The organism is bacterium (genome assembly GCA_004322275.1).
Classification (GTDB): Bacteria; Desulfobacterota; Deferrisomatia; order Deferrisomatales; family BM512; genus SCTA01.
Map to the genome: position 1 here is coordinate 13965 of SCTA01000021.1, position 21708 is coordinate 35672.

The window sequence follows — 21708 nt, forward strand, 5'->3', positions numbered from 1 at the left end:
AACTGTAAAATGGTTTTCACGAAATGGTTTTGTCGCCTTTCGCTATGCTCAAAGCGACCTACATAACTGCTACTGGATTCCGCCCTCGCGGGAATGACGGCGGATGTTTTGCCGGATTTCGCTTCGCTCAATAGCGCCCTGCGCAAACTTGTACTCCGGAAAATTTAACCTTATAATTGGGAACCTTTTAAACACTCCGGAAATATCCCGGTGCTATCGCCTTCACGCATGGATCGCGAAGGCATTTGGAGGAAATCCTAATGAAGAAGTTGAAGGTTCTTGCGGCGCTCGTCCTCGCCGCCCTCGTCTGCGCCCCGGTCTTCGCGGCCGACGGTTTCGCCACCCCCTACTTCGGCGGCACCCTGAACTTCCAGGAAATAGAGCCCGACGGCGGCGGCAGCGACGCCGACCCGATCGGTATCACGGCAATTCTGGGCGGTTTCGTCCACCGCAACATAGCCCTCGAAGGCCGCCTCGGCCTCGGCATCATCGACGATTCCGTCCAGGGCGTGGATGTCATCAACGACTACAACCTCGGCGTATACGCCCGCGGCGTCTTCTTCGCGGACAAGTTCATGCCCTACTTCCTGCTCGGCCTCTCCACCGCGAAGGTCTCCGTGGACTGGGACGGCGGCAGCGATTCCGAGACCGATTCCGGCCTTTCCATCGGCCTCGGCGCCGACTACAAGTTCCAGCCGAACATGGCCGCCAACATCGAGTGGATCAGCATTGTAAACGGCGACGATTACGACCTTACCTCCCTCAACCTCGGCGTCAGATACTATTTCTAAGGGTTTTGAAAGGCCGTAGCGGGCCTTCGCCTTTTACGGCTATTTAAAAGGCCGGGAGCTATCCCGGCCTTTTTTTGCCTCCGGTTTGCCCGCCAGCTCTCCCGCCCTTCCCTCCTCTGACCCCGAAAAATCCCAACCCCCTGTAATCACTGCATAAAAATTTGCGCTTTTTAGGCGGGGTGAACCCGCCGGAAGAGGAGACTTGGTCTCGTGGCCGGTTGCAAAAACCGGCTGCAAACCGCCTCCCCGCGGTCCCTCGCGCCACTCTTTCTCAAAGACAGGCTCAAATGCCGACATGATGAGGGCGGACGGGCGCCGGGAGGCGGTTCCTCTTTAAAACTGTTGCGAGCCTCGTTTTCAGTGTCGCGTGCTCGCTCAAGGACTCGCCGTAGCGCTGCTACTGTCTCGTCCTTTCCCTGCGCGGCTCCTTGAAACCGAGGCTTCTCACAACGTTTTAACGACCTTTATCCACTGCTGGAGACCGACCAAATTGGCGAAGCAAAACGACTCGGAAAGCGCCCCTTCGACCGACCGGGAAGCCGGGTCAAAGGAGCGGGTGCGCGAGGATTTCTGGTGGGTTTACGAGAAGCTGGGCGGGCGCGAGGCGCTCCACGGCTGGGCGGAGGAAAACATGAAGGAGTTCTTCAAGACCTTCTTCGCCCTCTTCCAGAAGGATTCCCCGCAGGGTGATTCGCCGGAGCTTCTTGTCCGCGCCCTTCGGGCAGTAGCCGGGGAAGAGGATGGCCCCGGTGAGTAAGGATTACGAAGAACTCCTCGGCAGGGCGCTGACGAAGGTCCAGAGCCCTCTGGAGTTCGCCGGGCGCGTGCTTTCGGCGAAGCCGACGGAGCAGCAGCGGGAGGTTCTTCTTGCCCTTGAGAGGGGCGAGCGGCGGATAGCGATACGCTCGGGTCACGGCGTGGGCAAGTCGGCGCTCCTTTCGTGGGTGCTTCTCTGGTGGCTCTCGGTGAAGCCCGGCGCTGTCATCCCCTGCACCGCGCCTACCGGCCATCAGCTTGAAGATATCCTCTGGGGGGAGGTTTCGCGCTGGCATCGGAAGATGAAGGAGCCGTTCAAGAGCATGATTTCGCTTGCAAAAGGCTCCGCCCGCCACCGCTTTTCGCCGGAGAGCTGGTTCGCCGTCGCGCGGACGGCGCGGCGCGAGAGCCCGGAAGCCCTTCAGGGCTTTCACGGCAAAAACCTCGCCTTCCTCATCGACGAGGCTTCGGGCATCCCGGAGGAGGTCTTCGAGGTGGCGGAGGGAGCCCTTTCGACCCCCGGCGCTCTGGTTGTGATGGCGGGAAACCCCACCCGCCTCGAAGGGGCCTTTTACCGCGCCTTCCACGAGGAGCGAAGCCACTTCTCCACCTTTCATTTCCCCTCTTTCGCCTCGCCGCTCGTCGATCCCTCCTACGGTACGAGAATGGCCGGGCGCTACGGGGAGGATTCCGACGTCTACCGGGTGCGCGTCCTCGGGGAGTTCCCGAAGGCGGAGCCCGACACCCTCATCTCTCTTTCCCTCATCGAGCCCGCCCTTGAGCGGGAGATTGAGCCCGCTACGGGCGATCTTACCGTCTTCGGGGTGGACGTGGCGCGTTTCGGCGACGACGAGACGGTGATCCTGCGCCGCCGGGGTGGACTTGTGGGGCAGATAGACGCCTACCGCGGGCTCGACACGATGGCGGTTGCGGGGAAGGTCGCCTGTTTCGCCAGGGCGGAGCGCCCGGCCCTCATCTTCGTGGACGTGGTTGGGCTCGGCGCGGGAGTGGCGGACAGGCTGCGGGAGCTTGGGTTCGCCGTCTACCCCGTCAGCGCGGGGAACCGCGCGGGGGACTCGGCCCGCTTCGACGACCTTCGCAGCGAGCTTTGGTGGCGCGTCCGCGAGTGGCTGGAGAGCGGCTCAGCCTCGCTGCCGCCGGACGGCGAACTGGTTTCGCAGCTTTCTTCTATCAAGTACGGCGTCACCTCGCAGGGAAGAATACGGGTGGAATCGAAGCAGGAGCGCAAAAAGCGCGGCCTCTCCTCCCCCGACAGGGGCGACGCCCTGATGATGACCTTCGCCTCGCAGGCGCTTCCCCCCTTGAACCTCGAAAGGGGGCGGGCGCACAGACCTTTTGACAGGGAGCTTGGATTCTGATGAAGAAAGACACTTCTGAACTCGCGGGTTACGTCCTTGAACGGTTCGAGCGCTACAAAGAGGGGAGAAAGCCCTTCGAGGAGCGCTGGGAGGAGGCCTACTACAACACCATCGGTGAATACTCCCCTTCGGTGCAGGGCCAGTGGCGCGGAAGGGAGGCGACCGGCTCGAAGCTCTTCGTCCGCCTCACCCGCCACAAGGTCAGGACCGCCTCGCGCCACCTCGAACCGGCCCTCCGGCAGCTACGCTTCGACCTGCGCGGCGAGGCGGGCGACGAAAGGGCGCTTTCGGAGCTCAAGGCCGAGATAGAGCGCATCCTCTCCTTCGCCCGGGCGGCGGACCACCTCGTGGATATGGCGTGGGAGGGCGCGTGGTCCGGGACGGGGATACTGCGCGTCCCGGTGCTGGCCGAGCGCGCCGAGACCGTCTTCGAGATCGATTCCGCGACGAAGCTCTGGACGGCGAGCGCCGAAAAGCGCCCCTACCCCGCCGTCAGAAACGTCCCCCTCTGGAACTTCTACCCCGACCCCGACTCGGGAAACGTGGAGGAGGGCGAGGGGGTAATCGAGCTTCACCGCCTCTATCCCCACCAGCTCCGGGCGATGGTCGGACGCGCCGGTTGGGACTTTGCCGCCGTGGAGGCTCTGGTTAAAGAGGGTGACACCTCCTCCGAGGAGCGCTGGGAATCTTCGCTCCGTAGCGCCGTGGGCGGAAGCTTCGGAGCCGACTCTAAAAAGCTCCGCGTCCTCGAATACTGGGGCGTCGTCCCCGCGAGTCTGCTGAAAAAGGCGGGGATAGAACTCCCGGAGGGCGCGGGCGAGGACGTGGAGGCGCTCGTTATCGCCTCGAACGGCCGCGTCCTCAAGTGCTCGCCAAACCCGTGGGTCCCCGCGATGAGGCCCTACCTTCGCTTTCGCTGGGAGCCGGTTCCCCACCAGTTCTGGGGGGTAGGCGTGGCGGAAAACATCCGCGACTCGCAGAAAATGATAAACGGCGCGACGCGCCTTCTCGTTGACAACAAGGCGCTCGCGGGCAACTGCATGTTCGAGATAGACGCCGAGGCGCTCGTGCCCGGCCAGGACCTTTCGACGGTCTACCCCGGCAAGAAGTGGGTTCTTCGCCCCGGCGCGGCGGGTCCGGCGGTGCGGCCCGTCCCCGTCCCGGACGTGAGCCCCGTCCTCATCGAGATGATAAACCTCTTTACCGCCTTCGCCGACGAGACCAGCGGCGTGGCTATTGGGCTCGACAGCGCCGACGCCCTCGGCTCGCAGACCGCCACCGGCCTTTCCATAGCCCAGTCCGCCGCGCTCGAAGGGTACCGCTCGATAATCCGGCGCATCGACGACGAGGTTATCGAGCCGATGATCGAGCGCATCTACCGCTGGCTGATGGAGTACGGCGACACCGCCCTCCCCAAGGCCCCGGCGCGGGTCCGCGCCGTCTCCCAGACGGCGACGCAGGCAAAGGAGCTTCGCTCCCAGAGGCTGATGGAGTTCATAAACCTCCTCGGCGGCGGGTTCGGCGGTCTTCCGGCGAACCCCTCCGAAGAGACGCTAGCGGGAAAGATAGACCTCGGCAGGGTGCTTGAAGAGCTGGCCGACACCCTCGAAGTGAGAGAGATAATCAAGACGAAGGGAGGGGCCGATGGACACCGTTGAGTCCGCGAAACTCGACAAATTGCTGCTGAAGGCGGGAGTCGGCAGGGAGGGGAACGCGGCGGTGGACGCCCTGTGCTCCCTCATGAAGTCCCGCGCGGGCGAGATAACGCAGAAGATGCTGGTCGAGACCGACCCGATGAACCTGGCGAGGATGCAGGGCGCGGCCCGGGAACTCCTGCGCTGGGCGGATTACCCGGCGGAGCTGGCGGAGAAGATGAAGTGGCTGAAAGTTGAGGATCAGGAGAGTTAAACAGCATCCCTGGTAAAGAAATCTTCAAGGGCGGCGGCCACGGCGGCGGGGTTTTCGAGGGCGCTCAGGTGGCCGCTGCCGGGTATCACGGCGAACTGCCCGCGCTTTGACTTTCGGGCCATCTCTTCGGCCAGCGCGGGAGGGGTCAGCGAGTCGTAGGCGCCCGCGAGGAAGAGAAGGGGGATCTCCGCTTCGGTCAGAACATCAACGAAGTCGCCCCTGTCGCGGATCGCCGCGACCGAGCGACGGTAGCCCTCCGGCCCGATCTCACGGGCCATCGAGATAAGGAGTTCCCGCGCCCCCTTCGCCCGCTCGCCGCCAGCCCAGATCACCGAATCGGCGAAGGGCGAAAGCACCTGCTCGAACTTCCCCGCGTCGATAAGGGCTATAGTCTGGTCGCGCTTTAGCCTGCGCTCGGGGGTGTCGGGGAAAGCGGTGGTATCCAGCAGCGCGGCGGCCTTCACGAGGCCGGGAAACCGCCGGAGAAACTCGAAGGCCACGTAGCCGCCCATCGAAAGCCCCGCTACGAACACTTCGGCAATGCCCTCCGCTGCGAGACAGTCGCCGATGGATTTTGCAGCCTCCCCTATGGATTCGCATTCCCACGGCCGCGGAATGAAGATCCTGAAAGGAGCCGCAAGGCGCTCCATGACCGGCTCCCACATCCTCCCGTCGCAGGCCAGCGCGGGAATGAGGACAAGAGCAGGGCCTTCGCCAAAGATTTCACAGCGTCGGTTATTCATGTTTCCTCAGGTTTTGACCGTTCGTCATTTCCGTAAAAGGCGGGAGACCAGTGACTTTTGGGTGCTTCGCAGGTTTTACAGCTAGCGGGGCTTGGCGCGCCCCGCACCCGCGCCCCACTTTTTGTCGAAAAAGTGGGACAAAACTCGGCCCGAAAGGTTCCGCTCGCTCTTCGAGCGACCGGTCGCTGCGACGGGGGCGTGAGGGGGCACCCGCTCGCTATGCTCGCTAAGACCCCCCCGCCGCCCTTTCCGCCTCCGCTCCCTGCGTCACCTACGGGCCACGGGGGAGGACGAAAGGATGGCTCGTCCAAAAACGAAATTATGAAATGTTTTTGGACTCGAAGGTAGGTTTTTTACACGTATGATTTGAATGAGTAGTTGTAAACAAACTACCTTCGAGCACACGAGATAATAACAGTCCTTCTCGTGTGCGAGCCTTCTTTTCGTCTCCCCACGCCCTCCGGCGCCAGCGAGTGAGAGAGCGAGGATGTTCCGAGCGCGCCATGAGCCCGTGGCGATTTGCGCGCTCGCCGAGCGACGAACGAGCGCTTTGGCGCAAAGGGGGCGCGCCTTTTCTTTCCCCCATTTCTTTTGGTCGCTCAAAAGAAATGGGGCCCGGTGCGGGCGGGCAGCCCGCAAACAACAAACGGATTTTCACAAAATTTTGGCAGCCGATACCATTTAAGAAATATCCCTTCTACCCCATCCCCATCTTCTCTTCGAGCCTGGCTATCTCCTCGACAAGAGAAGCCTTCTCGCTCTCCGGCAGATTCCCGGTCGAAAGACGCTTTTTCAGACCCAGGAGGCGCATCTCCTCCCGGTAATCGTTGCAGGTGTAGTTTTTAGAGGGCGGTTTGGCTGGCATGGCTGTGATTGTATTTTCCGCAGCCTCTTTCCGGCAACTTTAAAGTTGCCATAGCCGCCCGCGACCGTTAAAAAGGTGCGAAGACAAAATTATGGCGACGGAGAAATCAAATGTTCTATAAAAGAGACGAAACCGGATACCGGGGGGCGATGAAGGGGGTTTCGCTGAAGACCCTGACCTACGGCGAAAAGACCCTTCTGGCCGAATTCCTTCTCACGGGCGGCGAAATTCTGCCAGCCCACGCCCACCCTCACGAGCAGATCGGTTATCTGGTCTCCGGGGCGCTTCTCCTCGACATCGGTGGCGAAACCTTCGAGGTGAATCCCGGCGACAGCTGGTGCATTCCAGGAAACGTGGAGCACGGCGCGAAGATACTGAAAGATTCCGTCGCCATAGAGGTCTTCTCCCCTGTGAGAGAAGATTTTCTGCCTGCGGGCGGGTAATTCCGGAGCGGCGCCTTGAAAAAACTTCCCCTCATGACGATACTCCTGCTTATCGCGGCCAGCCTGCTCGTATCGGACAGGATCCGCCCGGGCCGTACTACCTCCGGAGGGACGGACTACACCGGTTACTGGGCGGGTGTTCAGTACGTGGACAAACTCGGCGGCGGGGATTTTTATTCGGAAACAGGCGAGCGGAAAATCAATTCCTTTTACAAGGACCCGGCATACGGGGTCGATTCGGATGCGGTCTTTTCCCTGCGTACCAGGTCGCAGCTCAGAAACGTACAGACTCCCCTGATCTACGCCGTCATAGCGCCAATAACCTTAGGGAATTATTCTCTTGACCAGGGCCGCTTCGGCCTGTTCTCGACTGTGTTTTTCGTCGGGGGGATGCTGCTGCTCCTGCGTCTGTTCGGCTTCGACGCCGCTTATTCCCTCACGCTGCTGATTTTTGTTCTGCTTGTCTTCAATCCGTTTTTCAGTGATTACTTAAACAACAATTTCAGCCGCTTCCAGTTGGGATTCTTCGCTCTGGCGCTCTTCTCGCTGTCGCTGGGCGGCAAGCGATGGAGTTTTCTCGCGGGTTTCATCCTCTGGTTCGGGGTCCTGATAAAACCTTCCCTGGCCCTTGTCCCCGCCTTTCTGATTTTTTCGCGAATAGTCCGCCGACAGTGGGGCGAACTTAAGATCGAGGTTGCCGGAAGCCTGGCGGGAATCGCGGCAGGGCTGGCGATAGGGGCTCTCTATTTCGGCTACCCCGGAGTTTGGCTCGACTGGCTCTCGATGATTAAGGATTTTTCCTACTTAAATACGCCTTTCACCAGCTACAACCTGTCTTTCTCAAGCATGCTCAATTACCTGACGGGCAAGGATTTCGCCCTGCCCGCGCTGGCGGCCGGACTCCTCTTAACGGGCTACCGGATCTACCGGCTGGGGCTTCTGGCGAGGGAAACGGACAGGGACGGAAAGGCGTCGTTTTTAGCCGATTTGCAGGTGGCGTCGCTCGGCCTCGCGGCCTATCTCCTCTGCGCGAAGCTGGCCTGGCTCCACTACTTCGTCCTTGTGCTGCCGCTTGTTTTGCTCCTTTTCAGCCCCGTGTGGCAAAAGCGGGAAAAATGGTGGCTGACCGCCGCAAGCCTCGCCGGATTTCTGGCTCTTACTACGGTCCCGATGGAACTGGTTCCCAAGCCCCCGATGATGGTCAACTTCGCCTTGACCTGGGGAGGGACTCTCCTCCTCTTTGTGCTCGGCTCCCAGAGGCTCTTTACACCGGACGAAGCGGAAACCGGCCGGGAAGAGTAGCGCCTTTCGCTTTTTTTCTCCGCAATCCTCCTTCCCCTCTTCTTTGGGCGGCCGATTTCGTTATATTATAGTTTTTTTAAAGTTTGCTTCCTTCCGGAGGATTTGCGCTGGATTCAATAGTTATCGAAGGGGGTTTCCCCCTCAAGGGTTCGATAGGGGTGAGCCCCGCCAAAAACGCGGTGCTGCCCCTCATGACGGCGAGCCTCCTCGCCAAAGGGACGAGTACGCTAAGGCGCTCCCCCAAACTCGCCGACGTGCGCACCCTCGGGCGGCTTCTTTCCCATCAGGGCGCGGTCGTGTCGGCCGAGGGGGCGGGGCTCTCCATCGACACCAAGAACATAACAAACCTCGACGCTCCCTACGAACTGGTGAAGACGATGCGCGCCTCGGTGCTCGTCCTCGGGCCGCTCGTGGGACGCTACGGCGAGGCGAGGGTTTCGCTGCCGGGCGGCTGCGCCATCGGCGCGAGGCCGATAGACCAGCACCTGAAGGGGCTGGAAAAGCTCGGCGCGAAGGTGGAGCTTGAGCACGGCTACGTAAAGGTCTCTGCAAGCCGCCTTCGCGGCGGCCACATCGTCTTCGACATGGTGACGGTGACGGGCACGGAAAACCTCCTCATGGCGGCGGTCCTCGCGAAGGGGACGACGGTGCTCGAAAACTGCGCCCGCGAGCCGGAGGTTTCCGACCTCGCCCACTGCCTCGTCTCGATGGGGGCTAAGATAGAGGGCATCGGCGCCTCGCTGATGACGGTCGAGGGCGTTGACGAGCTGAGTCCCTTCTCCTACGACCCGGTGGGCGACCGAATAGAGATGGGCACCTTCATGATAGCCTCGGCGATTACCGGCGGCGACGTTACCATCACCGGCGGCAGGCTGGAGCACCTCGACGCGCTGGCCGACAAGCTCACCGAGACCGGCGTGAGGATAACCCCCCTCCCCGGCGGCGCGGTTTCGGTGGTGGGCAGCCGCAGGATAAAATCCGTGGACGTGGTGACGAGCCCCTTCCCCGGCTTTCCCACCGACATGCAGGCGCAGTTCATGGCGCTCATGGCCCTGGGCGACGGGATGAGCGTTATCTCAGAGCGCATCTTCGAGAACCGCTACATGCACGTTCCGGAGCTGCAGCGCATGGGGGCGGATATCCGCCTGGAGCGCGGAAGCGCGGTGATACGCGGGGTGAAGAAGCTCTCCGGGGCGAAGGTGATGGCGACGGACCTTCGCGCCAGCGCGGCCCTCGTACTCGCGGCCCTCGCCGCCGAGGGAGAGACCACCGTCTCCCGTGTCTACCACCTCGACAGGGGCTACGAGCGCATAGAAGAGAAGCTTTCCGCCATCGGCGCGAAGATCAGAAGGGTAAGCGAAGCGAAATGACCCAGGCGCGCTTGACTATGGCCCTGCCCAAGGGCAGGATGCTGCTGGATATCGTCGATCTTTTCGAGGGCGCGGGGGTTAAGTGCCGCGACATCCTCGACGATTCGCGAAAGCTGGTCTTCGACCTCCCCGCGTGCCGGGTGCTGGTCGTCCGCTCGCAGGACGTATTGACCTACGTCGAGCACGGCGCGGCGGACATCGGCGTGGTGGGCAAAGACGTGCTGCTGGAAGAGGAGCCCGACGTCTACGAGCCGCTCGACCTCGGCCTCGGCTACTGCCGTCTGGCCGTGGCGGGCCCTGTCGGCGGCTTCGAGATGCAGCCGCGCGACGGAGCGCACCTTCGGGTCGCCACCAAGTACCCTCACCTCGCCGAAGCCCACTTCCGCACCAAGGGCGTGCAGGTGGAGGTGATAAAACTCTACGGCTCCATCGAGCTTGCGCCCCTCACCGGCCTCGCCGACTGCATAGTCGATCTGGTTTCCACCGGCGAGACGCTGCGGCAGAACGGGATGCGCGAGATAGAAACGATAATGGAATCTACTTCGAGGCTCATCGTCAACCGCGCCTCGATGAAGACGAGAACCGAAGCTGTCATCGCCCTCGTCGAGGGCTTGCAGAAAGTCTTGGCGGAGAAGAAATGAGAAAAAAGGTAATTCATCGTACAGATAAGGATTTCCATTTATTTTTCAATATAACTTGTCTTAGAAAGCAGGATGATAGGAACCACTTTCAAATTGAATCTATTGTTAGAAACATAATTATTGAAATTTGCAACAATGGAAACAACGCATTGCTTTCATACACCAAGGAATTCGATAATTCCGATAAGCCCATGATGGCTTCCAAAGAGGAGCTTGAAGCGAGCTATAACAAAATCCCGGAGGCAGATCGCAAGGCGCTTCATCTTGCTAAAGAACGCATTGAGTCCTTTCACGAGAAGCAGGTTCAGCAAAGCTGGGTTTCCGAGGAAGACGGAGTAATTCTTGGTCAGAGAGTAACACCGCTCGATTCCGTCGGCCTCTATGTACCCGGCGGCAAGGCGAGCTACCCCTCTTCTGTGCTTATGAACGCCATTCCCGCGAAAGTCGCGGGGGTAAAGCGAATCGTAATGGTCAGCCCGACGCCGAATGGGGTCGTAAACCACCATGTGCAGGCGGCGGCGCACCTCTGTGGGGTTGACGAGGTTTACCGCGTCGGCGGTGCCCAGGCAATAGCCGCGCTGGCCTACGGCACAGAGACTATTGAACCCGTGGATAAAATCGTTGGACCCGGCAATATCTATGTCGCCGTTGCCAAACAGATGGTTTTCGGCAAGGTGGATATAGACATGATCGCGGGACCGAGCGAAATCTTCATAGTCAACGACGGCTCCGGCGACCCCGCGCACATTGCTGCAGACCTGCTCTCGCAAGCCGAGCACGACGAGATGGCGACCTCTGCACTCGTAACGACAAGCGAGAAGTTCGCCAGCGCTGTATCCAAAGAAGTCGAAAGACAATTGGCGCTCCTCGACCGGCAGGAGATAGCCCAAAAGAGTTGGGACAAAAGGGGGGCAATCTTTGTTGTTGATACGATCGAGAAGGCCTGTGAACTTGCCAACGATTTCGCTTCCGAGCACCTTGAACTCGCGGTGGATAATCCCTTCGAGATTCTGGGGCTTATCCGCCACGCGGGAGCTATCTTCCTCGGGCACAACACGCCCGAGGCGCTGGGCGACTACGCGGCGGGGCCGAACCACGTCCTTCCCACGGCTGGAACCGCGCGCTTCTCCTCCCCGCTGGGAGTCGAGGATTTCATCAAGCGCTCCAGCCTCATCTGCTACTCGAAGCCCGCGCTGGAAAAGATCGCGGGAACGGTGATGCACATCGCGAATATGGAAGGTCTCGACGCCCACGCCAAGGCCGTCGAGATACGGGTAAAAAAGTAGGGTGTGTTAGCCGCGCAAGCGGCGTAACGCACCACACGATATTAAAGCCGCTGGATTCCCGCATTCGCGGGAATGACGAAGGCTTTTCGTCTCCCTTCGTGGCCCGTAGGTGACGCAGGGAGCGGAGGCGGAAAGGGCGGCGGGGGGGTCTTAGTGAGCGCAGCGAACGGGTGCCCCCTCACGCCCCCGCCGTAGCGACCGGTCGCTCGAAGAGCGAGCGGCTCCTTCCGGGCCGATTTCTTGGGCACTTCTTTCTAAAAGAAGTGCCACGGGGTGCGGGGCAGAGCCCCGCCAGGCGTAAAAGTGCGAAGCACACAAAAGTCTCTGGATTCCCGCATTCGCGGGAATGACGGGATTATTTGTGGGCTGTAGTTTATGAAAGGTGAAAAATGAGAAGAGCCGAACTGGAACGCTCCACCAAGGAAACGCGGGTCAAGGTCTCCCTCGACATCGACGGTACCGGGGCGCACGAAATCGACACCGGCATCGGGTTTCTCGACCACATGCTGGCTCAGCTTTCCGCCCACGGCCTCTTCGACCTGAAGATCGAGGCGCTCGGCGACACCCACATCGACCTCCACCACACCGTGGAGGACGTGGGGATAACTCTCGGGACGGTCTTCTCGGACGCCCTCGGCCTTCGCGAGGGGATAAACCGCTACGGTCACGGAGTGGTGCCGATGGACGAGGCGCTCGCGACCGTCGTTGTGGACCTTTCCGGGCGGGCGCACCTCACCTACGATGACACCCTCTCTTTCGGCAAGGTCGGGACGATGGACACCGAGCTTTTCCGCGAGTTTTTCGAGGCTTTCGTCCGCGCCTCGAAGTTCACCCTCCACGTAAAGGCCTCGGAGGGCAGAAACGCCCACCATATAATAGAGGCTATCTTCAAGGCTTTCGCGAGGGCGCTGCGGCAGGCGACGGAAAAAGACCCGCGCCGCACCGGCGTGCCTTCCACCAAGGGAAATCTATGAGCCGACCGGTAGTGATAGTCGATTACGATTCGGGGAATCTCCATTCCGTCCACAAAGCGCTGGAATCGGTGGGCGCGCCCGCCGTCCTCACCCGCGACCCCGGCCTCATTAGAGAGGCGGGGGCGGTGGTGCTGCCGGGTCAGGGGGCCTTCCGCGACTGCATTACGAAGCTGGAGCACTTCGGCCTTCTCGACCTCGTGATACAGAAAATTTACGAAGACGTGCCCTTTCTCGGCATCTGCGTCGGCTATCAGCTTCTCTTCGAGGAGAGCGAGGAGCACGGCACAACCCCCGGCTTCGGCGTCTTCAAGGGGAGAGTGGTGCGCTTCCCCCACGAGATGGAGCTTAAAGGCCAGCCGCTCAAGGTTCCGCACATGGGGTGGAACAGCCTGAAAAAAATCAAGGACGTTGACGTGCTGAAGGACGTTCAGGACGGCGATTTCGTCTACTTCGTCCACTCCTACTTCCCGGTACCTGAGGAAAGGGAGATCATCGCGACAACCACCACCCACGGGGTGGAGTTCGCCTCAAGCGTGGCGAGGGGGAACCTCTTCGCCTGCCAGTTTCACCCCGAGAAGAGCCAGAAGGTGGGGCTTTCCATATTGAAAGCCTTCTGGGAGAAGGCAAAGGTTTCAATAACATGATTGTAATTCCCGCGATCGATCTCAAGGGCGGACAGTGCGTGCGCCTTCGTCAGGGGAGGATGGAGGACAACACCGTCTACTCCGCCAGCCCCGCCGACACCGCCCGCAGGTGGGTTGCCGCAGGGGCGGAGCGCCTCCACATCGTAGACCTCGACGGGGCTTTCTCCGGCAAGCCGGAGAACCTCGAAGCGATACGCGCCATACGAAAGGCCGTGGACATTGAGCTGGACCTCGGCGGAGGAATCCGTGACGAGGCCACCGCCAGCCGCCTGCTGGACGAGGGGCTGGATTTCGTCATCCTCGGCACGGCTGCTCTGGAAAACCCCGCTCTCGTGGGCTCGCTCTCCAAGCTCCATCCCGGCAAGATACTGGTCGGAATAGACGCGCGGGGCGGGATGGTGGCGGTGCGCGGCTGGGCGGACGTATCGAAGACCAGCGCCATCGACCTCGCGAAAGTGCTCAGCGACGAGGGCGCGGCGGGGTTCATCTTCACCGACATCGAGCGCGACGGGATGCAGACCGGGGTGAACGTAAAGGCCACCGCCGAATTCGCCCGCAGCGTAAGGGGGCAGGTGATAGCCTCCGGCGGCGTGAACGACATAACCGACATCGAAAACCTCCTTCCCTACGAGAAAGACGGAATAACCGGAGTAATCACCGGCAGGGCGATCTACGAGGGAACCCTCGACCTCGCCGCCGCGATAGCCCTCACGAAGAAAGGCAAAGTTTCCTGATGCTCGCCAAGAGAATAATTCCCTGTCTGGACGTGAACGCGGGGCGCGTGGTGAAGGGAACCAACTTCGTGAACCTGCGCGACGCGGGCGACCCTGTCGAAGCCGCGAAGCTTTACGACGCTCAGGGCGCGGACGAACTGACCTTCCTCGACATAACCGCCTCCAGCGACGCGCGCGACATAATAATCGACGTTGTGCGCATGACCGCCGAGTGCGTCTTCATGCCGCTCACCGTGGGCGGAGGAGTCCGCGAGATAGCCGACGTGAGAAAGCTCCTCCTCGCGGGGGCCGACAAGGTCTCGATAAACACTGCCGCCGTCCACCGGCCCGATTTCGTCCGCGAGGCCTCGCTCAAGTTCGGCTCGCAGTGCATCGTCGTCGCCATAGACGCCAAAAGGCGCGGCGAGTGCCCCGAAGACGGCTGGGAGGTTTACACCCACGGCGGCAGAAACCCGACGGGGATCGACGCGGTAAAGTGGGCGGTTAAGATGATGGAGCTGGGGGCGGGCGAGATACTTCTCACCTCCATGGACTGCGACGGCACCAAGGACGGATTCGACATTCCCCTCACCGCGACGGTCTCGCGCTCCGTCGAGATACCGGTAATCGCCTCGGGCGGGGCCGGAAACGCCGAGCACATGGTCAAGGCGCTGACGGCGGGGATGGCCGACGCGGCGCTTGCGGCCTCCATCTTCCACTTCCGCGAGACCACCGTGGGCGAGGTGAAGGAAAAGCTCCGCGCCCGGGGAGTCAGCGTGCGCATGGTGAGAGGTCAGTAAGTGATGAAGCCAAACGTCATCGACGCCATCTACGGGATCATCGAGGAGCGCAAGGCGAACCCGAAGGAGAACTCCTACGTCTGCAAGCTGTTGGAAAAAGGCGAGGACAAGATACTCCAGAAGGTCGGCGAAGAGGCGGTAGAGGTGATTCTCGCCGCGAAATCGGGCGACGAAAAAGCCCTGGTATGCGAAATGGCCGATCTGGTCTTCCACTGCCTCGTCCTCCTCGGCTCGCGGGGGATTTCGCCGGAAGAGGTTGAAGCGGAGCTGCACAGGAGGTTCGGAATCTCGGGGATAGAGGAAAAGAATTCGCGCAAAAAGTAACCCGGCTTCCTCTTTCGGCTAATGGCTTCGTCGTTTCTCGGGCACGGGTCTCGGCGTATAAACGATACTGCCTTCGACCGCGCGCCCTGCGGACTCCTCGCCATTCACCGAAATAGTTTGCCGGAAGGATCTAAAAAAACGACAATTTTTGCATACCAACCTTAAATTTTCAGGGGAAGCTAGATGGACATCAAGAATATAAAAGATATATCGAATTTCTCCGACACCGGGCCGGGCAAGAACCTCGCCTCCTCCGGCACGCATGCCCGCGTCACCGTCTGGTGCCTAAAAAAAGGGCAGGACATACACCCCCACATCCACGAGGGCGACCACGTCTGGGTAGTCGAAGAGGGGACGGGGTACTATCTGAACGACAAGGGCGAGCACAAGGTGGCCGCCGGGCAGATAATTTTCGCCCCCGAAGGCGAACCGCACGGCATGAGGGCCGAAACCGACCTGGTTTTCGTCTCCGTCAGCGCCGGGGACCACTAAGCGAGTTACAAAAAAGTAACAAATTCAAGGGTTTTTTCGATTGCCCAAAAGCTGGGCAATGATTATTATTGTAATAATTACTGAGGTTTCCACAGGAAGCGCCGCTTCGGGAAATGCCTCTGTGTACGTTATTTAGGCAGGCTGTTTTCCCGGTTTCAGCGCTTTTCACGCTGTTTCCCTGTAATTACAATAGCTTATGAATCTTTTGCTCGCCGGGCACGGCGATTGCAAATAACTGGCCTGCCGGAACGCCGGAAAACCGTGTCTGTGGCGTTGTGGTAAGCTTTCGTTTTTAAAATGAATAATTTCCTTAAACCAGGGAGCCAGAAAATATGTGTCGTTTGAGCGCAATCATCTCAGCCGAGTATATCTCCCCGATGGAGCCGATACTCGCGCTGGAGACGATGAAGGAAGGCCACGACGGTTCGGGACTCGGCCTTATGATGCGTTCCCTCGGCGGCGAGTTCGAGGCGCTACGCGAGTATCCGATTCTTTCGGCCATAACAACCCATCAAGGGTACCTCACGCTTCAGGACTACATGCAGGAGAAGGGCTTTCGCGTGAAATACCGCTGGGAGCCCCAGATAAAGCTCACCCCCGGCATGAAGATCCAGAAACGCGACCGCTACCTGGTGAACGCCTACGAGTACCCCGAGAGTTTCGAGAGCGCGACCCAGGCCGAGAAGGAAGCCCTTCTCACCGCGACGAGGCTTGAGCTTCGCGCCATAGGCGAGAGGGACAAGGTCAACCCGCCGATTACCGTCTTCAGCTTCTGGCCGGACGTGGTCACCCTCAAGGAAGTGGGCGACCCCCTTGAGGTCGGCGAGTTCTTCGGGCTGGACAAACACCCGATAATGGCGAAGACGATCTTCTCGCAGGGCAGGCAGAACACCAACTACGCCATCAACCTCTACGCCTGCCACCCCTTCTTCATCCAGGGGTTTTTCACGATGACGAACGGTGAGAACACCGCCTTCGTTCCGATTCGCCAGTACCTTGAGAGCAGGGGCAACCCCGCCTACGTCGGCTACAACTCCGACTCCGAGGTCTTCGCCCACATCCTGCACTACTCAAGAAGGACTCTGGGCTACCCTCTTCATTACTACAAGGACGTGATTACCCCGCTGGCCGAAACCGAAACCGGCAGGCGCAAGGACGCGGAGGCGCTTCGACTCATGCGCCGCAGCCTTCGCATGCTCACCATCGACGGCCCCAACTGCGTTATAGGCTGCGACGCGGACGGCACGGTTTTCATGGTTCAGGACACAAAGAAGCTCCGGCCCGGCGTCGTCGGCGGAGTAAAGGGCAAGGTCGGCTTCATGAGCGAGCCTTGCGGCATAGGCAGCGCGATTCCCGGCCGGGATTCCGACAGGGACGTGTATCCGATGAAGTATGATTTCGTTATGGTAAGGCCGGGCGCCAAGGAGATAGAGGTATGGAATCAGCTGGACGGCTCGACGTCAATCATCAGCTTATCTTAAACGATCTGCCCTACGTCATAACCTGGCGTCAGGACAGGTGTCTGCGCTGCGGACGTTGCACCTCCGTATGCCCGGTGAAGGCTATCGAGCCGGGTGTGGAGGAGCGCCGTATCGTCGAATCCGCCGGGTCTACCCCGGCTCCCGCGTCGATCCGCAAGGTGGTAAGCGTCGTAAAGCAGTCCACCATCGTGGAGAGGAGGTGCATCGGCTGCGCTACCTGCCGGCTGGTCTGCCCCAACGACGCCATCGAACCGGTCTACAACCCGGCCAACAAGTTCTTCTGGCACGCCAACAGGGGCGGAGAGCCCTACAAGCGCGGCGGCAGGAGAAACGACCCGGACGTCTCGGTGCTCGACAGGCTCAAGTTCACCCGTATCTCGATGCTCACCGACCCGGCTCTCGACGCGGCCCGCCACGAATTTCGCGTACGCACCCTCCTCGGCAGGAACCTTCCCCCGGAAAAGCTTCCCCTGAAGCTCTCCGGCGACGGCCTCATCCCCGAAGGGATGGCCTTCGTTCCCCCGGTGAGGGAGATATTCCCCATCCGCATCGGCGGCATGTCCATCGGCGCTCTTTCCCCGACGATGTGGGAGGGGCTCGCGATGGGCATAGCCTACCTGAACGAGGTGGAGAAAATCCCCGTAGTGATGTGCACCGGCGAGGGCGGCATGCCCGCGCGCCTTTTGAAGAGCCCCTTCCTCAAGTACTTCATCCTCCAGATAGCCTCGGGCTACTTCGGGTGGGACGAGATAATCCGCGCGATACCCCACATGCAGTGCGACCCCGCGGCCATCGAGATCAAGTATGGGCAGGGCGCGAAGCCGGGCGACGGCGGCCTTCTCATGGCCTCGAAGGTCATCGGCCACATCGCCAAGATTCGCGGCGTCCCCGAGTTCGTCGAACTCTCCTCTCCGCCCACCCACCAGACCAAGTACTCCATCGAGGAAGCGGTGGCGAAGATGATAACGGCGATGTCGATGGCCTGGGGATTCAGGGTCCCGGTCTACCCGAAGATCTCCGGCACCAAGACGGCGCTGGCGGTGCTCAACAACCTCGCCAGAAACCCCTTCGCGGCGGCGCTGGGCATCGACGGCGAGGACGGCGGCACCGGCGCGGCCTACAACGTCTCCCTCGACAAGATGGGCCACCCGATAGCCTCCAACCTCCGCGAGTGCTACCTCAACCTCGTCAAGCTGGGGGCGCAGAACGAATTGCCTATCTTCGCGGCGGGCGGCGTCGGCAAGCACGGCAATCTCGCGGCGAACGCAGCTTCGCTGATCATGCTCGGCGCTTCCGGCGTGGACAGCGGCAAGTACGTTATGCAGGCCACGGCGGGGTGCCTCGGCGACGAGCGCAACCGCTGCAACATCTGCAACACCGGCAAGTGCCCGCGCGGCATAACCACCCAGGATCCGAAGCTCTACCGAAGGCTCGATCCCGACGTGGTCGCCCAGAGGGTGGTGGATATCTTCCTCTCCGCCGACAAGGAACTGAAAAAGATCTTCGCTCCGATGGGCAGGTCCACCGAACTTCCCATCGGCATGTCCGACGGTCTCTCCGTGGCTGACCAGGCCATTGCGGAGCGTCTCGGAATCAGCTACGCCTGCTAGGGCCGGCGAGGAGAACATACAAACCCATGCAGACAAAAGAGATAAAAGGAACTGAAGCAGGCCACCGCGTCACCTCCAGGGAACTCGACATCCGCATCCAGACGGCGGTTAAGGAGGGGACGAGAACGCTTAAGATTACGGCCGACGGCCAGCACGGCATCGGCGGCCGCATCTGGCCCGTCGAGGGCGGCGTCGAGGTAGAGGTTTTCGGCGTTCCCGGCCAGCGCATCGGCGGAATGGGGATGGAGGGGACGAAGATAACCGTCCACTCCACCGGTTCCGACGACGTGGGCTGGATAAACTGCGGCGCGACGATAACCGTCCTCGGAGACGTTGCCAACGGCGCGCACAACGCGGGCGCGCAGGGCAAGCTCTACGTGCAGGGCGGCGGCGGCGCGCGCTGCGACACCCTCACCAAGTTCAACCCCCGCTTCGAGCCTATCCAGTCGTGGTATTTCCGCGACGTGGGCGACTCCTTCGCGGAGTTCAAGGCGGGCGGCATCTCGGTGGTGTGCGGCGTGAATCCGCGCAACCCCTCGAACATCCTCGGCTACCGCTCTTGCGTGGGCATGGTCGGCGGCGCCATCTACTTCCGCGGCCCTGCCGAGGGAGTGAGCCAGTCCGACGCCCGCGTCACCGAACTGACCGACGCCGACTGGGAATGGCTCACCGAAAACATGAAGCCCTACCTCTCGGCGATAGACAGGATGAGCTTCTATCAGGGGCTCACCCGCAGCAGGGAGGAGTGGCGCAAGGTAGTCGCCCTCACCCCCGCCGAGAACGCGAAAGCCAGGAAAAAGGGGATGAGCCTCTCGCAGTTCCGCACCGGAACCTGGGAGAAGGCCGTAGGACAGGGCGGCATCTTCGGCGATTACATCATCCACGAGAGGACGAACCTCCCCTACATAACCACCGGCGACAACCGCCGCGCGGTGCCGAAGTGGGAAAACGAGAAATACTCTCCGCCGTGCGCCTTCAACTGCCCGACGGGGATACCCACCCACGAGCGCACCCGCCTCATCCGCGAAAACAAGGAAGAGGAAGCGCAGGACCTTGTCCTCAAATACTCCCCCTTCCCCGGAACCGTCTGCGGCTACGTCTGTCCGAACATCTGCATGGACGCCTGCTCGCGCACCGTCTTCCTCAAGGACCCGGTTGACGTTTCCATGCTGGGGAGAATCTCCATAAACCGCCCCGCCCCGAAAAAGGAGCCGAAACGGCCCGGCGTCATCTCCATCATCGGCGGCGGCCCAGCCGGTCTCTCCGCCGCCTGGCAGCTCTCCCTAAGCGGCTACTCCGTCACCCTCTACGAGCGCGAGGCGAAACTCGGCGGCAAGATATACTACTGCATCCCGGAGGAGCGCCTCCCCGCCGAAGTCCTCGAAGCGGAGATGGAGAGGTTCAAGTCCCTCGGGATAGAGATAAAAACCGGCGTAAAGGTGGACGACAAGCTCTACAAGGAGATTTACAAGAAGAGCGACGCCGTAATCCTCGCCACGGGAAGCCACGCCCCGAGGACGATACCCTTCCCCGGCTACGAGCACGTCCTCCCAGGCATAGTCTTTTTGAAGGAGATAACCTCGGGCCTCAGCCGCGATCTCACCGGCAAGAACGTGGTCGTAATCGGCGCGGGCAACGTCGGCATGGACATCTGCGTCGAGGCCTTCAACCAGGGCGCGAAGACCGTCACCGCCGTAGACATCCAGAAACCCGCCTCCTTCGGCAAAGAGCAGAAGATGGCGGCGGAACGCGGTGCGAAGATACTCTACCCCAAGTTCACCGACCGCTACGACAACGCCACGAAGACGATTCACTTCAAGGACGGCACCTCGCTGCCCGCCGATCTCGCCATCATCTCCATCGGCGAGACGCCGGAGCTTGAATACCTCCCCAAAGAGATCGACCTCGAACGCGGCCACGTAAGGGTAGACCCGATAGGCCAGACCACCGATCCAAAGGTCTTCGCGGTGGGCGACGTGACCCGCCCCGGCCTCATCACAAACGCCATAGGCGCGGGCGTAAAGGCGGCACGCTACGTCCACTCGATGATCTCCAAGACCGAGTTCGAGACCGACGACAAGACAGTAATCCCCTACGAAAAGCTCAAATTCCAGTGGTACGAGCGCGAAAGGTCCAAAAACGGGAAAACCTGCGACAAGGAAGCTGGCAAGTGCATGAGCTGCGGCTCCTGCCGCGACTGCGGAATCTGCGAGGAATCCTGCTACTTCTACGCCATCTCCCGCGTCGATCTCCCCGGCGGCGGCTACAGCTACGAAGTAGACCCCGAAAAGTGCATCGGGTGCGGGTTTTGCGCTGGCGTCTGCCCGTGCGGGATATGGTCTATGTTCGACAACGACTGATTACGGCTCCTCTTTCGGCGAATGGCAGCGTCGTTTCTCGGGCGCGGGTCTCGGCGTAGTCCCGCTACTGCCTCGCCCTCTCGCTGCGCGGCTCCTTGAAACCGGGGCTTCTCGCGACGCTTTTTAAAATTCCTCGATAAACAAGAGAAGGCGGTTCCGAAAGGAGCCGCCTTTTTTGGTAGTTTTCATAGCATTACAAATTTAGATTACCGACACAGTTTTGAGATCATGTCGCCATCTATCTCAAACCTATCATCACACGCATCCCACAGCTCTTTATGTACTGTATTTTTTTGACCAGATCTAATTGGGCCATGCCAAAGGACAGTCAGTACACCATGCTGCTTTACGGCCTCAATTGCAGGAACAAAATCACTGTCACCTGCAAGTAATACAGCTCGCGTAATTTGCCTCGTTGCAGCAAGTTGAACCATATCCACACCAAGCATAATATCTACGCGCTTTTGCACAAATATTGGTTGGCCCCCAACTGTTGTACCGCGAAAGGCCAGTTTGCCAAGACGTACTTGGTAGCGAGATAACCTTGATAGTGCATTAAAATATTTGTCGCTCGAGGCCACTCTAGCCCGTTCTTCTTCGGTTGGCGGATTTCCTTGGTAAGGTGGGCAGTGTAATAGTAAGAACGCAGAATTTCGGTGCCGTTCGCTAGGTGTCTAGCGAAGGCTTGCATATCTAGGCGTGCCCCCCTAAACTCATTGCAAAGAAGTTTGTCAAGATAAGCTCCGTCAATGAAAATGGCCGAACGATCCATGTCAAGCCCTCCCGAAGCCAGAAAGAGGAAAAGGGCCGTAAAGGCCCTTTTCCA

Annotated in this window: 21 protein-coding genes; 19 read left to right on the forward strand and 2 right to left on the reverse strand. The window is 60.5% G+C overall.

The annotated features are described in order from the left end of the window. Positions 1–260: 260 nt before the first annotated feature. From EPN96_06680 to EPN96_06700, 5 genes are all read left to right on the forward strand, one after another. Positions 261–791 (forward strand): porin family protein, encoded by a 531-nt coding sequence (locus EPN96_06680; protein TAL17059.1) that lies wholly within the window; start codon positions 261–263, stop codon positions 789–791. A 490-nt stretch (positions 792–1281) separates the two neighbouring features. After that, positions 1282–1548 (forward strand): hypothetical protein, encoded by a 267-nt coding sequence (locus EPN96_06685; GenBank protein TAL17060.1) that lies wholly within the window; start codon positions 1282–1284, stop codon positions 1546–1548. Further along, positions 1532–2926 carry a terminase B gene (locus EPN96_06690; GenBank protein TAL17061.1) on the forward strand — a complete coding sequence of 465 codons (1395 nt, stop codon included), beginning with the start codon at positions 1532–1534 and terminating at the stop codon, positions 2924–2926. Before EPN96_06685 ends, EPN96_06690 begins: the two co-directional genes overlap by 17 nt. After that, positions 2926–4584, forward strand: coding sequence for a hypothetical protein (locus EPN96_06695; GenBank protein TAL17062.1), 1659 nt, complete (start codon positions 2926–2928; stop codon positions 4582–4584). Before EPN96_06690 ends, EPN96_06695 begins: the two co-directional genes overlap by 1 nt. Beyond that, on the forward strand, positions 4571–4834 hold the full coding sequence (locus EPN96_06700) for a hypothetical protein (protein TAL17063.1): 264 nt from the start codon (positions 4571–4573) through the stop codon (positions 4832–4834). Before EPN96_06695 ends, EPN96_06700 begins: the two co-directional genes overlap by 14 nt. Here EPN96_06700 and EPN96_06705 read toward each other — a convergent pair. Then, positions 4831–5577: an alpha/beta fold hydrolase gene (locus tag EPN96_06705; GenBank protein ID TAL17064.1), complete on the reverse strand. Its 747-nt coding sequence runs from the start codon at positions 5575–5577 to the stop codon at positions 4831–4833. The two genes, EPN96_06700 and EPN96_06705, sit on opposite strands and share 4 nt — an antisense overlap. Positions 5578–6552: 975 nt before the next feature. Between EPN96_06705 and EPN96_06710 the strand changes: the two genes are divergently transcribed. From EPN96_06710 to EPN96_06775, 14 genes are all read left to right on the forward strand, one after another. Further along, entirely contained in the window at positions 6553–6885 is a 333-nt protein-coding gene (locus tag EPN96_06710; GenBank protein ID TAL17065.1) for a cupin domain-containing protein, read from the forward strand. A gap of 15 nt (positions 6886–6900) precedes the next feature. Beyond that, a complete protein-coding gene (locus tag EPN96_06715) occupies positions 6901–8187 on the forward strand; it encodes a DUF2029 domain-containing protein (GenBank protein ID TAL17066.1) in 1287 nt (428 codons plus the stop codon). 107 nt (positions 8188–8294) lie between these two features. Further along, complete coding sequence (murA, locus tag EPN96_06720; protein ID TAL17117.1) at positions 8295–9557, forward strand: UDP-N-acetylglucosamine 1-carboxyvinyltransferase; 1263 nt, start codon at positions 8295–8297, stop codon at positions 9555–9557. After that, positions 9554–10198: an ATP phosphoribosyltransferase gene (locus EPN96_06725; GenBank protein ID TAL17067.1), complete on the forward strand. Its 645-nt coding sequence runs from the start codon at positions 9554–9556 to the stop codon at positions 10196–10198. The genes murA and EPN96_06725 overlap by 4 nt, the downstream gene beginning before the upstream one ends. Then, the gene (gene hisD / locus EPN96_06730; protein TAL17068.1) at positions 10195–11484 is read left to right on the forward strand and encodes a histidinol dehydrogenase; all 1290 of its coding nucleotides are present in this window, start codon (positions 10195–10197) and stop codon (positions 11482–11484) included. Before EPN96_06725 ends, hisD begins: the two co-directional genes overlap by 4 nt. A gap of 389 nt (positions 11485–11873) precedes the next feature. Further along, positions 11874–12458, forward strand: a complete 585-nt coding sequence (gene hisB, locus EPN96_06735; protein TAL17069.1) for an imidazoleglycerol-phosphate dehydratase HisB — start codon at positions 11874–11876, stop codon at positions 12456–12458. Further along, on the forward strand, positions 12455–13102 hold the full coding sequence (gene hisH / locus EPN96_06740) for an imidazole glycerol phosphate synthase subunit HisH (protein TAL17070.1): 648 nt from the start codon (positions 12455–12457) through the stop codon (positions 13100–13102). The genes hisB and hisH overlap by 4 nt, the downstream gene beginning before the upstream one ends. Further along, on the forward strand, positions 13099–13836 hold the full coding sequence (gene hisA / locus EPN96_06745) for a 1-(5-phosphoribosyl)-5-[(5-phosphoribosylamino)methylideneamino]imidazole-4-carboxamide isomerase (GenBank protein ID TAL17071.1): 738 nt from the start codon (positions 13099–13101) through the stop codon (positions 13834–13836). The genes hisH and hisA overlap by 4 nt, the downstream gene beginning before the upstream one ends. Then, entirely contained in the window at positions 13836–14615 is a 780-nt protein-coding gene (gene hisF, locus EPN96_06750; GenBank protein ID TAL17072.1) for an imidazole glycerol phosphate synthase subunit HisF, read from the forward strand. The genes hisA and hisF overlap by 1 nt, the downstream gene beginning before the upstream one ends. 3 nt (positions 14616–14618) lie before the next feature. Next, positions 14619–14939, forward strand: coding sequence for a phosphoribosyl-ATP diphosphatase (locus tag EPN96_06755; GenBank protein TAL17118.1), 321 nt, complete (start codon positions 14619–14621; stop codon positions 14937–14939). Positions 14940–15122: 183 nt separating this feature from the next. After that, the gene (locus EPN96_06760) at positions 15123–15431 is read left to right on the forward strand and encodes a cupin domain-containing protein (GenBank protein ID TAL17073.1); all 309 of its coding nucleotides are present in this window, start codon (positions 15123–15125) and stop codon (positions 15429–15431) included. Between the two features lie 332 nt (positions 15432–15763). Beyond that, complete coding sequence (locus tag EPN96_06765; GenBank protein ID TAL17074.1) at positions 15764–16912, forward strand: glutamate synthase; 1149 nt, start codon at positions 15764–15766, stop codon at positions 16910–16912. After that, entirely contained in the window at positions 16867–18522 is a 1656-nt protein-coding gene (locus tag EPN96_06770) for a 4Fe-4S dicluster domain-containing protein (GenBank protein ID TAL17075.1), read from the forward strand. The genes EPN96_06765 and EPN96_06770 overlap by 46 nt, the downstream gene beginning before the upstream one ends. Before the next feature lie 26 nt (positions 18523–18548). After that, positions 18549–20882, forward strand: a complete 2334-nt coding sequence (locus EPN96_06775) for a 4Fe-4S dicluster domain-containing protein (protein TAL17076.1) — start codon at positions 18549–18551, stop codon at positions 20880–20882. A 206-nt stretch (positions 20883–21088) separates the two neighbouring features. Here EPN96_06775 and EPN96_06780 read toward each other — a convergent pair whose 3' ends face one another. Next, the gene (locus EPN96_06780) at positions 21089–21463 is read right to left on the reverse strand and encodes an NYN domain-containing protein (protein ID TAL17077.1); all 375 of its coding nucleotides are present in this window, start codon (positions 21461–21463) and stop codon (positions 21089–21091) included. Positions 21464–21708: the final 245 nt, after the last annotated feature.

What these genes read in the sequence shown, in the direction of transcription:
- EPN96_06755 (TAL17118.1), top strand. Translation starts at nt 14,619, where the DNA reads ATGAAGCCAAACGTCATCGACGCCATCTACGGGATCATCGAGGAGCGC.
- hisH (TAL17070.1), top strand. Translation starts at nt 12,455, where the DNA reads ATGAGCCGACCGGTAGTGATAGTCGATTACGATTCGGGGAATCTCCAT.
- EPN96_06765 (TAL17074.1), top strand. Translation starts at nt 15,764, where the DNA reads ATGTGTCGTTTGAGCGCAATCATCTCAGCCGAGTATATCTCCCCGATG.
- EPN96_06710 (TAL17065.1), top strand. Translation starts at nt 6,553, where the DNA reads ATGTTCTATAAAAGAGACGAAACCGGATACCGGGGGGCGATGAAGGGG.
- EPN96_06700 (TAL17063.1), top strand. Translation starts at nt 4,571, where the DNA reads ATGGACACCGTTGAGTCCGCGAAACTCGACAAATTGCTGCTGAAGGCG.
- EPN96_06775 (TAL17076.1), top strand. Translation starts at nt 18,549, where the DNA reads ATGCAGACAAAAGAGATAAAAGGAACTGAAGCAGGCCACCGCGTCACC.
- EPN96_06680 (TAL17059.1), top strand. Translation starts at nt 261, where the DNA reads ATGAAGAAGTTGAAGGTTCTTGCGGCGCTCGTCCTCGCCGCCCTCGTC.
- EPN96_06690 (TAL17061.1), top strand. Translation starts at nt 1,532, where the DNA reads ATGGCCCCGGTGAGTAAGGATTACGAAGAACTCCTCGGCAGGGCGCTG.
- EPN96_06705 (TAL17064.1), bottom strand. Translation starts at nt 5,577, where the DNA reads ATGAATAACCGACGCTGTGAAATCTTTGGCGAAGGCCCTGCTCTTGTC.
- EPN96_06725 (TAL17067.1), top strand. Translation starts at nt 9,554, where the DNA reads ATGACCCAGGCGCGCTTGACTATGGCCCTGCCCAAGGGCAGGATGCTG.
- hisD (TAL17068.1), top strand. Translation starts at nt 10,195, where the DNA reads ATGAGAAAAAAGGTAATTCATCGTACAGATAAGGATTTCCATTTATTT.
- EPN96_06760 (TAL17073.1), top strand. Translation starts at nt 15,123, where the DNA reads ATGGACATCAAGAATATAAAAGATATATCGAATTTCTCCGACACCGGG.
- EPN96_06770 (TAL17075.1), top strand. Translation starts at nt 16,867, where the DNA reads ATGGAATCAGCTGGACGGCTCGACGTCAATCATCAGCTTATCTTAAAC.
- EPN96_06695 (TAL17062.1), top strand. Translation starts at nt 2,926, where the DNA reads ATGAAGAAAGACACTTCTGAACTCGCGGGTTACGTCCTTGAACGGTTC.
- hisA (TAL17071.1), top strand. Translation starts at nt 13,099, where the DNA reads ATGATTGTAATTCCCGCGATCGATCTCAAGGGCGGACAGTGCGTGCGC.
- hisB (TAL17069.1), top strand. Translation starts at nt 11,874, where the DNA reads ATGAGAAGAGCCGAACTGGAACGCTCCACCAAGGAAACGCGGGTCAAG.
- hisF (TAL17072.1), top strand. Translation starts at nt 13,836, where the DNA reads ATGCTCGCCAAGAGAATAATTCCCTGTCTGGACGTGAACGCGGGGCGC.